The sequence below is a fragment of the Pseudomonas sp. ATCC PTA-122608 genome, from assembly GCF_001952855.1.
GTDB lineage: Bacteria > Pseudomonadota > Gammaproteobacteria > Pseudomonadales > Pseudomonadaceae > Aquipseudomonas.
This window is the reverse complement of sequence record NZ_LPNO01000011.1, coordinates 17,490-31,084: the sequence shown is the minus strand read 5'-3', so window position 1 is coordinate 31,084 and position 13,595 is coordinate 17,490. Positions and strand designations below refer to the sequence as shown.

At 58.8% G+C, this 13,595-nt stretch carries 12 protein-coding genes; 4 read left to right on the top strand and 8 right to left on the bottom strand.

Annotated elements, in window-relative coordinates; genetic code table 11:
* Positions 1-60: 60 nt before the first annotated feature.
* The 4 genes from AU074_RS11605 to AU074_RS34050 all read right to left on the bottom strand — a co-directional run bounded on the left by AU074_RS11605 (position 61) and on the right by AU074_RS34050 (position 4,906).
* Positions 61-276, bottom strand: coding sequence for a hypothetical protein (locus AU074_RS11605; RefSeq protein WP_076014847.1), 216 nt, complete (start codon positions 274-276; stop codon positions 61-63).
* 150 nt (positions 277-426) lie between these two features.
* Positions 427-2,676, bottom strand: a complete 2,250-nt coding sequence (locus tag AU074_RS11600) for a TonB-dependent siderophore receptor (RefSeq protein WP_076014846.1) — start codon at positions 2,674-2,676, stop codon at positions 427-429.
* A gap of 155 nt (positions 2,677-2,831) precedes the next feature.
* Positions 2,832-4,574 carry a phosphoethanolamine transferase CptA gene (locus tag AU074_RS11595; RefSeq protein WP_076014845.1) on the bottom strand — a complete coding sequence of 581 codons (1,743 nt, stop codon included), beginning with the start codon at positions 4,572-4,574 and terminating at the stop codon, positions 2,832-2,834.
* A gap of 155 nt (positions 4,575-4,729) precedes the next feature.
* Positions 4,730-4,906, bottom strand: coding sequence for a DUF6026 family protein (locus AU074_RS34050; RefSeq protein WP_159442632.1), 177 nt, complete (start codon positions 4,904-4,906; stop codon positions 4,730-4,732).
* Positions 4,907-5,150: 244 nt separating this feature from the next.
* Here AU074_RS34050 and gnd point away from each other — a divergent pair, with 244 nt between their 5' ends.
* Genes gnd through AU074_RS11580 form a run of 3 tightly spaced genes read left to right on the top strand, consistent with a single transcriptional unit; the run spans position 5,151 to position 8,499 of the window.
* On the top strand, positions 5,151-6,158 hold the full coding sequence (gnd, locus tag AU074_RS11590) for a phosphogluconate dehydrogenase (NAD(+)-dependent, decarboxylating) (RefSeq protein ID WP_256576881.1): 1,008 nt from the start codon (positions 5,151-5,153) through the stop codon (positions 6,156-6,158).
* Entirely contained in the window at positions 6,155-7,678 is a 1,524-nt protein-coding gene (gene zwf, locus AU074_RS11585; RefSeq protein WP_076014843.1) for a glucose-6-phosphate dehydrogenase, read from the top strand. Before gnd ends, zwf begins: the two co-directional genes overlap by 4 nt.
* Positions 7,675-8,499 carry an HAD family hydrolase gene (locus AU074_RS11580; RefSeq protein ID WP_076014842.1) on the top strand — a complete coding sequence of 275 codons (825 nt, stop codon included), beginning with the start codon at positions 7,675-7,677 and terminating at the stop codon, positions 8,497-8,499. Before zwf ends, AU074_RS11580 begins: the two co-directional genes overlap by 4 nt.
* 137 nt (positions 8,500-8,636) lie before the next feature.
* On the opposite strand, the gene AU074_RS11575 is transcribed toward AU074_RS11580, so the two are convergent.
* The gene (locus AU074_RS11575) at positions 8,637-8,897 is read right to left on the bottom strand and encodes a hypothetical protein (RefSeq protein WP_063029505.1); all 261 of its coding nucleotides are present in this window, start codon (positions 8,895-8,897) and stop codon (positions 8,637-8,639) included.
* A 342-nt stretch (positions 8,898-9,239) separates the two neighbouring features.
* Between AU074_RS11575 and AU074_RS11570 the strand changes: the two genes are divergently transcribed.
* On the top strand, positions 9,240-10,568 hold the full coding sequence (locus AU074_RS11570; RefSeq protein ID WP_076014841.1) for a sigma-54 dependent transcriptional regulator: 1,329 nt from the start codon (positions 9,240-9,242) through the stop codon (positions 10,566-10,568).
* Between the two features lie 167 nt (positions 10,569-10,735).
* Here AU074_RS11570 and AU074_RS11565 read toward each other — a convergent pair whose 3' ends face one another.
* Genes AU074_RS11565 through AU074_RS11555 form a run of 3 tightly spaced genes read right to left on the bottom strand, consistent with a single transcriptional unit; the run spans position 10,736 to position 13,563 of the window.
* Entirely contained in the window at positions 10,736-12,049 is a 1,314-nt protein-coding gene (locus AU074_RS11565) for a transporter (RefSeq protein ID WP_076014840.1), read from the bottom strand.
* Between the two features lie 49 nt (positions 12,050-12,098).
* On the bottom strand, positions 12,099-12,845 hold the full coding sequence (locus tag AU074_RS11560; RefSeq protein ID WP_076014839.1) for a hypothetical protein: 747 nt from the start codon (positions 12,843-12,845) through the stop codon (positions 12,099-12,101).
* Positions 12,846-12,882: 37 nt separating this feature from the next.
* Positions 12,883-13,563 (bottom strand): C39 family peptidase, encoded by a 681-nt coding sequence (locus AU074_RS11555; protein ID WP_076014838.1) that lies wholly within the window; start codon positions 13,561-13,563, stop codon positions 12,883-12,885.
* Positions 13,564-13,595 lie beyond the last annotated feature (32 nt).

Genomic DNA, 13,595 nt, shown 5'->3' with positions numbered 1-13,595 from the left:
AAGTGGCGCCAAATAAACCTTAGCTATCAGAGCGGAATAGCGCAGGGTATCGCGGGTAAATCAGGTGTTAGGTGTAGTGGTAGTTTGATCGGCAGTGGCGGGCTTTGCAGTCTTGCCGTCAGCCATTGCTGTTTGCTGGGCAGCGCCGTGAGTTTGTTCCTGAACGAAGGTGAAGTTGTTGTAGAACTCCTTCGAACGCTCTGAACCGCCTTCTGCGAAGGCTGCTACGGAGGTCATGGTCATCAGGCCAGCAAGGATAACAGTCGAAATTTTCATGGCAGTGTCTCATTAAGTGTGTTGGGTTCCGCGCGGTGTGTCAGCGGCGGGATGAGGAGACTATGGGCCAATGATATTAAGTAAGGGTTAACCTGGTGCTGACCGAAAGTTAACGATTTCGTTAACTTCCAATCTTTCGCAGCGATGAATTCAGAGCTTCCAGTCCAGTGCAAGGCTGATGGAGCGCGGGTCTCCCCAATACACGCCGTTATAAAAGCCGACACGCTCGTAATATTTTTTATCAAATAGGTTGTTGATATTAAGTGACGCCGACAAGTGGTCATCGAACTCATAGCGAGACATCAGGTTGACCACTGTATAGGCCTGCTGAGTGATTCGGGTCTGCTCCCTGATCAACGTTCCACTGGAGTCTCTGCCCACGGGGCGATAGGCAACGTCGTAGAAATCACTCTGCCAATTCACCGCGCCGCCGACGGTCAGCGCATGCCATTCGCCGGGCAGGCGATAGGCCGTGGACACCCGCAGCAGGTTCAGTGGCAGATTGGTGTTATTGCGCTGCTTGTCGCCGTTCAGGGAGTGGGTGTAGGTGTAGCCTGCGGTCAGGTTCCAGTCGGGGCGCACCTCTCCGGAAATCTCTACCTCGAAGCCCTGCACTTTGTTGCCTTTGCCGCCGGACGTGTAGAACTGCTCGCCAGTGTCCGGATCCGGTGGGGTCGAACTGTCCAGTTCCGCGACGTTGTCCTGCTTGCTCCAGAAGTACGCAGCCGCCAGGTTCAGGCGCTCTTCCAGCAGGCTGCCCTTGATGCCCACTTCGTAGTTGCTGCCCACCACCGGCTCCAGGTATTGCTTGCCGGCGTCGCGCTGCTCTTGCGGGTTGAAGATATCGGTGTAGCTGGCGTAGACGGTGTACTCAGGCGTCAGGTCGTAGAGCAGGCCGGCGTAGGGCGTCCACATGTCGTTGTGGGTCTGGCTGGATTTTGAGGTGCCGAGGAACTGGTCGGTGTCCTCATCATAGTTGTACGTGGTGCTCTCGATCTCCCAACTGCCATAACGACTGCCCACTATGGCATGCAGGCGCTCGGTCAGGTTCAGGCGGGTGGCCAGGTAGCCGGCCTTTTGGCGGGTGCTGCCTTGCGAGCCCTTGAGGCCGGTATTGGAGTCGGGGAATTTGCCGATCCCGCCCATGTGTTTCCAGTCGCCGATGCTGGTGTAATTCTTCGGCACCGGACCGTCGCGCAGGTGTGGCGAAGCATCGCGCTGCTCGGATTCGCCATACCCCACCATCAATTCATGCTCACGACCCAGCAGGGAATAAGAGCCGGACAGGTTCAAGTCGACCACGTCCATTTTTGAAGTGCCGATCATATGGCTGGTCCAGGCCGTCATGCCGCTGCGGTCGGCATTGGGAAAGCCTGAGCCGCCGTAGTAGACCTTGCCGTCCGTGTCGCTTTCGCGGTGGGTGTAGGCAGCCTTCAAATGCCAGTCACCGGCCAGCCGGTGGTCGAGGGTGGCGAAGGTGGTTTCGTCTTTCAGCGGCCAGGAACTCCACTTGGCCGCGATGTTGGCGGAGCGGGGCAGCTTGGCTTTACTGCCGTCACTGTTCCAGTAGGGCAAGGTGCCCCACGCGGTACCCTGCACGTGCTTGTTCTGGTAATCGAAGCCCACCGCCAGCACCGTGTCGTCGGTCAGGTCGCCTTCGAGGATGCCGTAGCCGACTTCCCGTTGCAGCGCGTAGTTGTCGCGATAGGACTGGGTGTCACGGTAGGCGAGCACCGTACGGCCCCGCAGGCGCCCATCAAACGCCAAGGGGCCGCCAACATCCAGGTAGCTGTAGTAATTGTCATCGGAGCCGCCACTGATGCCCGTCTTTGCCTGCCACTGGGCGGTGGGGCGTTTGCGCACCATGTTGACGGTGGCCGAAGGGTCGCCTGCACCGGTGGTCAGGCCGGTGGCGCCGCGTACCACTTCGATCCGGTCGTAAATAATGGTGTCGGCATCCGACTTCATGCGCCCGAAGGTGTTGAGCATGCCGTCAATCTGGAAGTTGCTGATGCCGTAGCCGCGTGAGGAGTAGCCAACCCGGTCGGAGTCCAGGTGTTGCACCACCACGCCGGTGGTTTGGCGCATGACTTCGGTGAGGGTATTGAGGTTGAAATCGTCCATCTGCTGGCGGGTGATCACCGAGACCGACTGCGGCGTTTCCTTGATGGACAGGTTCAACTTGGTGGCGGTGCTCATCGAGCCTGTGGTGTAGGCACCAGTGTGTTCGGTGTTGGCGCCCAGGCCCTCGGCGGTGATGCTGGTGCTGCCCAGTTCAAGGGCATTGGCCGGCGTGTGCGATTCCTTTTCAGGATCGGTTTCAGCCAGCAGCTCCGGGCTCAGCACCACGCTGAAAAGGCCCAGGGTCAAGGTCATGGAACGGGTAAAAGGCGCGAACATCGCGGCGAACTCCTTGTCGTCTATGAAAAATGCCATTGGCTCAAAGACGAAAGGAGGCGGGGAACTTTAGCGCTAAACGAGAATAATTATTATCTTGGTGTTGCTGCCAAGTCGGGTTTCACCGCATTGCGCAGGTGAAACCCGGGTTATGGGACCTACTTGATGACCACATCAGTCGAGTCGGTTTTCTTCGGCTTGATCAGGCTGAAGTCAATCAGGGGCTTTTGCTGGCGTTCGTAAGGATTGCCAATCAGCAGCGGCCGCGGCTTGAAGCTGTCACTGACCAGGCTCTTGCTGTGGTCCAGTTCATCAAAGCTCAACCCCGCCATGTCGGCCCAGGTATGGATCAACTGCGAGCTGCTGTAGGGCCGCTGCAAGTCACCACCAAAGCTCCAGTCGTGGCTTTCACGCCACTTGGGCGACGCGTAGGCCATGAACGGAATGGTGTACATCGGCGCCGTTGGCTTGCCTTCATTACGGCCCAGGGTGCTGTGGCCGGCCGAATCGAATACGTCTTCACCGTGGTCGGAGAGGTACAGCAGGAAGCCGTTCGGGTCAGTCTTGGCGTAGTCCTTGATCAGGCTCGATACCACGAAATCGTTGTACAGCACCGCGTTGTCGTAGCTGTTGTAGGTCGGCAACTGTGCGTCGCTGACCCCGGCAGGCACACCCTGGCGATCGGTGAACTTGTCGAAGGTCGGCGGGTAGCGATACTGGTAGCTCATGTGGGTGCCCAGCAGGTGCACCACGATGAATTTGCGCTCGGCGGTGTCGGACATCGCCTTGGCAAACGGCTCCAGCACGTCGCCGTCGTACTGGCGGGCGTTCTGGTTGCGGTTGTTGTTCAGGTACACCTGCTCGTCGGCCTGTTCGGAAAAGGTCGTGAGCATGGTGTTGCGCTTGGTCATGGTCTGCTGGTTGGTGATCCAGAAGGTCTTGTAGCCGGCCTGCTTCATTACGCTGACGATGGATGGCGTCTTGAGGTACAGGTCCGGGTTTTCTTCGTCAGCGAAGGTCAGCACCTGTTGCAGCGCTTCGATGGTGTACGGGCGCGGGGTGATGACATTGTCGAACACCGCCAGTTGGTCCCGCAGCTTGTCCAGTTCCGGCGTGGTGTTGCGCGGGTAGCCATACAGGCTCATGCGCTGGCGGTTGGTGGACTCGCCGATCACCAGCACCAGGGTCGACGGCTGGCCGGCCATGCTGTCCTTGAGGTTGGTCAGGGGCGGGATCTTGCTGGCGCTGGTCAGCATGCCTTGCATGTTGTCCAGTTGTTCGGTGTAGCGGCGGTAGGCGACGATCATCTGCCACGGCACGGCCGGCTCGATGCGGGTTTCAAAGCGGTCGATGGCCAGTTCCATGGTCTCGCTCTTGGCGATCTGCTTGACCAGTGGGTAACCGACGATGGCAATCACGATTGCCGCAGCCGCCAGCATGGCTTGGCCACGCGGCAGGTAAACCGGGCGTACGCGAGTCCACAGGAATACGGCCATGGCCGTGTGGGCAATGAACGCCAGCACGATCCACCAGGCAAAGTACTGGGTGGCATACTCGCCGGCTTCAGAGATGTTCGACTCGAACATGATGAAGATGACGCTTTGGGAGAATTCCTGCTGGTAGATGAAGAAGTAACCCAGGCTGGCCATGGAGCAGGCCCACAGCACCACGCCAATCAACCCTGCCACCAGGCGCGCGCGACGCGGGAACAGCAGCATCGGCGCCAACCACAGGGCGCTCATGAAAAATGCCTGGCGGAAACCGCTGAAGCCGGAGGTGCCGGTCAGCTGGATCAGCAGTTGGGTGATACCCGAGAAATACCAGAAGAACAGGAACATCCAGCCGAGGCCGGCCCAATCAAAACCTTTCGCAGACGTAGTGCTGCGTTTGAACATCGCCATCCAGCGCTCCAACCCGATAATTTTTCAGTGTCGACGCGCACGGACGCGCGCAACAGAGGGCCTGCGCACGTGGCGCGGCCCTATTCGGCGGGAGTATCGGGATGAGGATGTGAAAACTTCGTGAGTTATTCCTGAACGGTTCGTTCAGCTCACGTTCAGCAAAGTGCGGGCTGGGTGCCGGACGGTTGATTGAGCTGACCCTGCAAGTGCAAACGCAGGCGCATGACTTCCTGTTGCAGTTGGTCGCGTTCGTCTTTCAACTGGCGCAATTCATCACGGCGAATGGTGACGTAGAGGGTCTGTGGCGGACGGGTCATGTGTGCAGTGCTCATTGCTTACCTCGCAAATAGCCGGTGTATCGCGGTGCCAGAGCGCTTGATTCGAGGCTCTCGGCAACAGTCGGCGCAATTCTGAATTCTTTTTTAAGCGAAGGGAACTTTTTTATTTTTGATGGTCGCTGTGACTTTTTCCCCACTGAAGGCTAAAGGATGGCCACTTTTTGTCATGAAACTATGCCAATCCGCTCTGGACTAACCCTCATTAGCCTCATTGCGCTATAAACTGTGACACACATTTATTCGTAGTAAGGAGCATCAGCACATGCAACTGGGGATTATTGGACTAGGCCGCATGGGTGGCAACATTGCGCGACGCCTGATGCTCAATGGGCATACCACCGTGGTTTACGACCGCAATGAAGCATTCGTAAAAGGTTTGGCAGGCGAGGGCGCCACCGGCGTTGCCGACCTGGCGGGCCTGGTGGCCGGGCTGCAGAAGCCCCGGGCGATCTGGGTGATGCTGCCGGCAGGCGACCCGACCGAAAACACCATTGAAGAATTGAGCCATCTGCTGGAAGACGGTGATGTGATCATCGACGGCGGCAACACCTTCTATAAGGATGACATCCGCCGGGCCAAGGCCCTGTCGGAAAAAGGCCTGCACTATGTCGACGTCGGCACCTCCGGCGGCGTCTGGGGCCTGGAGCGCGGCTACTGCATGATGATCGGCGGCGACGCCGAGACCGTTAAGCTTCTGGACCCGATCTTCGAAAGCCTGGCGCCGGGCATCGGTAACATCCCGCGCACGAAAGACCGTTCTGCTGCAGCTGACAGCCGTGCCGAGCGTGGCTATATCCACGCGGGGCCTGCCGGCTCGGGGCACTTCGTCAAGATGATCCACAACGGCATCGAGTACGGGATGATGCAGGCCTTCGCTGAAGGTTTCGACATCCTCAAGACCAAGAATTCGGAGAGCCTGCCGGAAGACCAGCGCTTCGATCTTAACGTCGCCGACATCGCCGAAGTCTGGCGTCGTGGCAGCGTGGTTTCGTCCTGGCTGCTGGACCTGACCGCCGACGCCCTGGCCACCGATCCGAAGCTCGACGGTTATTCCGGCTCGGTTGCCGACAGTGGCGAAGGCCGCTGGACCATCGAAGCCGCCATGGAGCAATCGGTACCGGTACCCGTGCTGTCCAACTCGCTGTTTGCCCGCTTCCGCTCCCGCCAGCAAAGCACCTACGGTGACAAAATGCTTTCTGCCATGCGCTTCGGCTTTGGCGGCCATGTGGAGACTCCCAAAAAATGACCGCCAACGGCAAGAAACCCAAGGCCGAACCCGCTCCGCCCACCACCCTGTTTCTGTTTGGTGCCCACGGTGACCTGGTCAAGCGTCTGCTGATGCCGGCGCTGTACAACCTCAGTCGCGATGGGCTGCTGGGCAATGGCTTGCGCATTGTGGGCGTTGATCACAACGCCATCAGCGACGCCGATTTCGCCAAGAAACTCGAGGACTTCATTCGCACCGAGGCTGCCAGCAAGGTCAAGGGCAAGGGGGATGACGCCCTGGACCCGCAATTGTGGGCCCAGTTGGCCAAGGGCATCAGCTACGTCGAGGGCGACTTCCTTGACGATGGCACCTACGCCGACATCGCCAAGAAGATCGCTGACAGTGGCACCGGTAACGCGGTGTTCTACCTCGCCACCGCGCCGCGTTTCTTTGCCGAAGTGGTGCAGCGTCTCGGCGCTGCCGGCCTGCTGGAAGAAACCCCGGAGGCGTTTCGCCGGGTGGTGATCGAAAAGCCTTTTGGCTCGGACCTCGCCACTGCCGAAGCGCTGAACGCCTGCCTGCTCAAAGTGATGAGCGAGAAGCAGATCTATCGCATCGACCATTACCTGGGCAAGGAAACCGTCCAGAACATCCTTATCAGCCGTTTCTCCAACGTGCTGTTCGAGGCGTTCTGGAACAACCACTACATCGACCACGTGCAAATCACCGCCGCCGAAACCGTCGGCGTGGAAACCCGTGGCAGCTTCTTCGAACACACCGGCACGCTGCGGGATATGGTGCCCAATCACCTGTTTCAGTTGCTGGCGATGATCGCCATGGAACCGCCAGCCGCCTTTGGCGCCGATGCGGTGCGGGGCGAGAAGGCCAAGGTGATCGGGGCCATACGGCCCTGGTCGCTGGAAGACGCACGGGCCAACTCGGTGCGCGGCCAGTACACCGCCGGTGAAGTCGCCGGCAAGCAACTGCCGGGTTACCGCGAAGAGGCCAACGTTGCGCCCGACAGCAGCACCGAGACCTTCGTCGCCCTCAAGGTGATGATCGACAACTGGCGCTGGGTCGGCGTGCCGTTTTACCTGCGCACCGGCAAGCGCATGAGCATCCGCGACACCGAGATCATCATCTGCTTCAAGCCGGCGCCATACGCGCAGTTCCGTGATACCGAGGTCGATGAACTCAAGCCGACGTACCTGAAGATCCAGATCCAGCCGAACGAAGGCATGTGGTTCGACCTGCTGGCGAAAAAGCCCGGGCCGACCCTCGACATGGCCAATGTGGAGCTGGGGTTTGCCTACAAGGACTTCTTCGAGATGCAGCCGTCGACGGGTTACGAAACCCTGATCTACGACTGCATGACCGGCGACCAGACCTTGTTCCAGCGCGCCGACAACATCGAAAACGGCTGGCGTGCAGTGCAGCCATTCCTCGATGCGTGGAAGCAGGATGACGGCATCCAGGCCTACAAGGCAGGCGAAGATGGTCCGGCGGCAGCCGATGCACTCTTGGCCCGCGATGGCCGTAGCTGGCACAGCCTCGGATGAGCGACTTGCCGAGTCAACCCATCCGCTTTGTGTTGAGTGATATGGACGGCACGTTGCTGCATCCGGATCACAGCCTCAGTCAACGCACCATTGATACGGTTCGCGCCTTGCGCGCGGCCGGGGTGTTTTTCAGCCTGGCCAGCGGGCGACCACCCAAGGCCATGATGCAGCAGGTCGAAGCACTCGGTATTGACGTACCGATTGCCGGCTTCAACGGCGGCACGCTGGTCAATCCCGACGGCAGTATTCTGGTGGCGCATCACTTGCCGGCAGAAGCGGCGCTGGTAGCGCTGGCATTGTTTACGCCGCAGCCAGACGTGGAAGTCTGGCTGTTTGCCGACGGTGACTGGCTGCGCCGCGATCCTGGCGGGCCGATGGCGGTTCGCGAGGAACATGGCCTGGGTTATGGGGCAATCGTCGTGGAGAGTTTCGAGCCGTTCCTGGATCGGGTCGACAAGATTGTTGCGGCCAGTACCAATACCCAACTGCTGATCGAGCTGGAAGCGCAGTTGCAGCCGAGGGTCGAGGGTTTGGCTCAGGTGTCCCGCTCGCAGCCAGTGTTCCTGGATGTGACCGCCATGAAGGCCAACAAGGGCGAAGCCTTGAAGACCCTGGCTGCGCACCTGGGTGTGCCACTGGAACAGACAGCCGCCATCGGCGATGGCGGCAACGACCCGGCGATGTTTCACGTGGCAGGGTTGTCGATTGCCATGGGCCAGGCCGAAGAAGTGGTCAAGCGCCAGGCCAGCGTCGTGACCGGCAGTAATGTCGACGACGGTGCGGCGGAAGCCATTGAGCGATTTATTCTCTCGGCCGATTGATTGGCAACCACACTAATAAGTAGTCAGCTATGCAAAGTTGCAACTTGCATCGCTGACTACCTACTAGTGTTATTGCGGGTCAATATACTGCGCCGTCAAACGGCACACTTTCTGGTGCCGCCTCACGCGAGTTTCAGTTACTTGGGCATTGCCCAGGATTGCAACTGATAGCCATCTTTATCGAGTTCAGCGCGGGCCTGCAACAGCAAGTCCTCGAGCTGTGCCGGGTCGGAATAAGTGCTGGAAGACAGCTGCTTGCTACCGATACGGGTATTGGTGCGGTCGATGACGCTCAGGCTAAGGGCGCCGTTGCCATCGTGCCAGGCCACACATTGAAAGGGCTGGAAAGCACGGTCTGCGATCAAAAGAGCTTCGTTGATGCGGAGCGGGGCGTTCATGGGGTCTTCTCTCTAAATGCCCATTCAAGTGAAGCCGTTGGTTGGGCGTGCCTAACGACTGGTTACTTGTACTGATGCACGATCACCGGGTACAGGTCACATGTTAGAAGAAGATTTTTTAACTTTCCCTGATTAAAGTCATGTAAGGGGCTATGTTGAAAGCCTCATGAAAGTTATGCCGCGACAATTGACCGCACTCGACTGGAGGAAAAGGACAGGTTTGTGCGCGGCTTATAACGAATGGGTACAAAGGCCGCGTCAAAATCTTGATAGTGTTGCCAGCAGGGTTTACAAATAACTGTTTTTAAATAACTTTAACGATTTTGACGCCAAGGAATAGTCATGATTGTTGCACCTGCTCCGCGCCGTCTGCTTGTGGTCGATCCCTGTGATGACTGCCACGGGCTATTACCGGGCTTGCGTACGGCGGGGTGGGATGTGGACAGCTGTGCCCTCGAGTCGGTGGGTGAGCGCTCCTGCGATGTTGGATTGCTGCGCCTGCAGCCGTTTCATCTGGAGCGGCCCGAAGCGGTCAAGGAACTGATCAGCCGTAGCGGCACCGAGTGGATTGCCGTGCTTAACCAGGAAGTGCTGCGCCTGCAGAATGTCGGCGATTTTGTCTGCGAGTGGTTCTTCGACTTCCATACCTTGCCGTTCGATGTGTCCCGGGTGCAGGTCACCCTCGGCCGTGCCTTTGGCATGGCGCGCCTGCGGGGCAAGGGCAACAACGCGCCTGCCGGCCAGCCTGAACATGAGTTGCTGGGCGACAGCCGCCCGATTCGCGAACTGCGCAAACTGCTGGCCAAGTTGGCGCCGACGGAATCCCCGGTGTTGATTCGTGGCGACAGCGGCACCGGCAAGGAGCTGGTCGCCCGCACCCTGCATCGCCAATCCCAGCGCCACGCCAAGCCGTTTGTGGCGATCAATTGCGGGGCGATCCCTGAACACCTGATCCAGTCCGAATTGTTTGGGCATGAGAAGGGCGCCTTTACCGGCGCCCATCAGCGCAAGATCGGGCGGATTGAGGCGGCGCATGGCGGTACGTTGTTTCTCGATGAAATTGGCGACTTGCCCATGGAGCTGCAAGCCAACCTGCTGCGTTTTCTCCAGGAAAAACAGATCGAGCGCGTCGGCGGCAGCCAACCGATTCCGGTGGACGTGCGCGTATTGGCGGCCACCCACGTCGACCTGGAAGCCGCGGTTGCAAAGGGTACCTTCCGGGAAGACTTGTACTACCGGCTCAACGTCCTGCAAGTGGTGACTGCGCCGTTGCGCGAGCGTCATGGTGACGTGGCGATGTTGGCCAACCATTTTTCACACTTCTACAGCCAGGAAACCGGCCGGCGCCCCCGCAGCTTCAGTGAAGACGCGTTGGTAGCCATGGGCGAGCACGGTTGGCCGGGCAATGTGCGGGAGTTGGCCAACCGCGTACGGCGTGGCCTGGTACTGGCTGAAGGGCGGCAAATCGAAGCCGTTGATCTGGGACTGCAAAGCCAGCAGGCAATCGCGCTGCCGATGGCTACACTGGAGGATTACAAGCACCGTGCCGAACGTCAGGCGCTGTGCGATGTGCTCAACCGGCACAGCGACAACCTGAGTGTCGCGGCCCGTGTGCTGGGGGTTTCCCGGCCGACGTTCTACCGGTTGCTGCACAAACACCAGATCCGCTAGGGCGGGTAAACCGAAAAGCCCCGCAACGACCCTTATCGTTGCGGGGCTTTTCCTTGTCTGTAGGAGCGAGCGTGCTCGCGAAATTCGTTAACGATAACGCGGGGTTTCTGGAGCCCCGCGTTGCTCTCGGGTTTTTCGCGAGCAAGCTCGCTCCTACAGTGTTCTGTTTAGAAGTAGTACGGGAATTTCAGGCTGAAGGTAAAGTCCGGCGCATCATCCGTCATACCGATGGCCAGGTTCGGCACGATCGTCAGGTTGTCGGTTGCCGCGATCGTCATGCCGACGTTGAAGTAGCCGGCGTTGGCGTCGCTGGAAACCACCGATTGCCAGTCGCCGCCATCGGGCTTTAGCTTGCTCTTGCGTTGGATCAAGTCGGAGACCGAAAACGACATACTCATTTTCTCGTTGAGCGCAAAGGCCACGCCAACGCCGATCTGGAAGCTGTCTCCCAGGCGCACTTTGCCGCCGACTTTTTCATTGACTGTGGAACTGATGTCGTCAAATGAGTCTTCGAAGTTATGGGTGTAGGACAGCGACCCAAACAGCACCGCTGGGTCGAAAGTCTTGACCAGGGAGATGCCCGGCGTAATCGACCAGACGCCGTTGCCGGTGGGCAGGTTTTCCGGCACGTAAAGGTTGGTATTGTTAGGTGAACGTACCAACTTGATGCCAAACGGTTCTTTACCGGTAGGCGCCTTGACGCGCAGCGACACCACGGCATCCGGAAGGCTGGCCGTTTCGTCGAGGAATTTATAGGCCACGCCAAAGTTGACGTCGCCAATCGTCGGGTCACGACTGACCGACTCCTCTGATGTCGCCGTACCGGAACCGCCATTGGCACCACCGGACTGATAAGTCGATTCACGATAAACCACCGGTACGTTCACATCGAATTGCCAGCGGTTGTCGAGGTTGTAGCGCCCCGTTAAGTCCAGCGTCCAGTTGTCGGCCTTGATCCGGTCCAGGTTGATATTGCCCAGGAAGATCGAGTCCAGCGCCAGAAAACCGTTGAGGGTTAACTGACGGGCATCGTAACGAGCATAGGTAACACCGGTTTCAAAACTGAATTTTCCATCGCCGAAGAAGCCGCTCGCCTCGTTGTACAGGTTGCTCACACTCTGTGCCGGGGCCGAGTCGTCCTTGAGCGACTGCCCATAGGAGGCGCCGCCGCCTGCACCGCCCGAGGCGGCAGCTGCACCGACGCCGGGCGTGTTACCGGCCACCGTGGTGCCGCCTTTCTGGAAGTCTGCCGGGGATTTGGCCAGGCGTTTGGGGGGTGGGGCCGCCGGCTGGTCTTCAACCTGGCGTACCCGTTGTTCCAGCACCGCCAGTGCTTTTTGCTGCACTTCGTAGCGTTGCTTGAGTTCCAGCAATTCCTTTTTCAATGTGTCGATGTCGGTATCCGGCGCGGCATACAACATGGATGCGGGCAGGAGCGTGCTCAAGCAAATTACGGCACGTAACGATAGCGATCGATGCATGAAATAAGCCGTCCCTTTCTAATGCGCAAGTGTCGAGGCACAGCGTAGTTCAATAACCAAGGGTGCGTAGGCCTTTGAGTTGGTCCAGGTTGCAGTTCAGTACACCATTGTTCAAACCGTTGCTGCCCATGACCACGTTCAGTTGGGTCATGTTGTTAACGAAATTGCTGTTGCCCTGCAAAACGGTGCCCTGTAGCACATTGCCGCCGCCGATTTGCTGCACGCTATTACCTTGGTTGTGATTGGCTTGGATAGCCATTTGCAGGCCGCCATTGGCGGCTGAGACGCTGACGTTGCCAGCCCCACTGGTCCCCGTGACGGTACCGCCGGCCACCAGCACTTGCCCTGACTGCACAAGATTGGCCGGCGCCAGCCCATTTTCGTTGATGTTGATGCCGACGTTGTTGGTCGCCGTGTTGCCGTCGCCCGCAGCGCGCACGCTTTGAACCACGCCCTGGCCGGTGCCCAGTCCGGCGCCGCCAGTCACGGTGCCTGTGCCGGTGGTCTGACCGGTCCCGGTGCCCGTCCCGCCAGTGGTTTGTACATAGAATTGGGGGGTGATAGTGGATGAGTCGATCTGCATGCTGGCCTTGCCAGTGATCGAGTCGCCAACGGCGTTGGTCCAGGTGCTGCTCATCACGATGCCAAAGCTGATAATCCGCCCAGGCATCACATAGCGCCCGCGCAGTTCCGCCAATTCCGAATCCTTGACTTCAATCGGTTTAAATCCGGAGGAGGCATAAACAGGCATTGAGGCTACCAGGCACATGACCGTAAGCCAGCGGTAGGTGTTCATCTTTGGCTCCTGGAGCGTCCTGCTCCTTATTGCGCTTCTAGAAGAAGTCGCTCTGGATAAAACCGAAGTCCATCAGCTCTGCATCACCCACGGGCCTGAACTCATTCATTTTGTTTTTCGCCGTCAGGGGGGTGGGTGGGTCGAGCAGGATGTTGGTCTTGTCGTAGCCTTCACCGAGTACGGCGAAAACGATGCCGTTCCAGCCCTTGACGAAGTCGTCATGCGAATAGCGTTTATGCCCCAGCACCGGATCGCCGATATAGACCCAGTTCTTGTCCGCTCGCTGCATGACCACGAAGTGCTTGTAGCCGCGAATTTCCAGCAGTACCACGACGGGAATTTTCACGGTGACCAAGGTATCTGGCCCGATCTTGTAGCCCCGGGCACGCATGCCGATGCTTTCGAGGTAGCGCTTCATGTCCAGCATGGAGAAGCCTTGGGTACGTACCAAGTCCTGGTCAGCGTTGACCAGCATGCCTTTGATGATGTGTGCTTCGTCGACGTCCAGCCAATAGCCCTGACGCAGGATGGTTGCGAGTGCCGCAGCACCGCAGCTGAAATCGGTTTTCTGTTCCACCAGGTTGGCGAAGCGGCGCTCACGAATGCTCTCGACCTTTTTGAATATCACGCCACCGCCGGGCATGGCTGAAATTGCCATTTGCCCTGCCCAGGTCGGGCCGGTGAGCATTAACAAGAGGGTGAGCGTCACGAGGCGCATGATCGTCTGACCTGTTGGACACTGGAAATAGA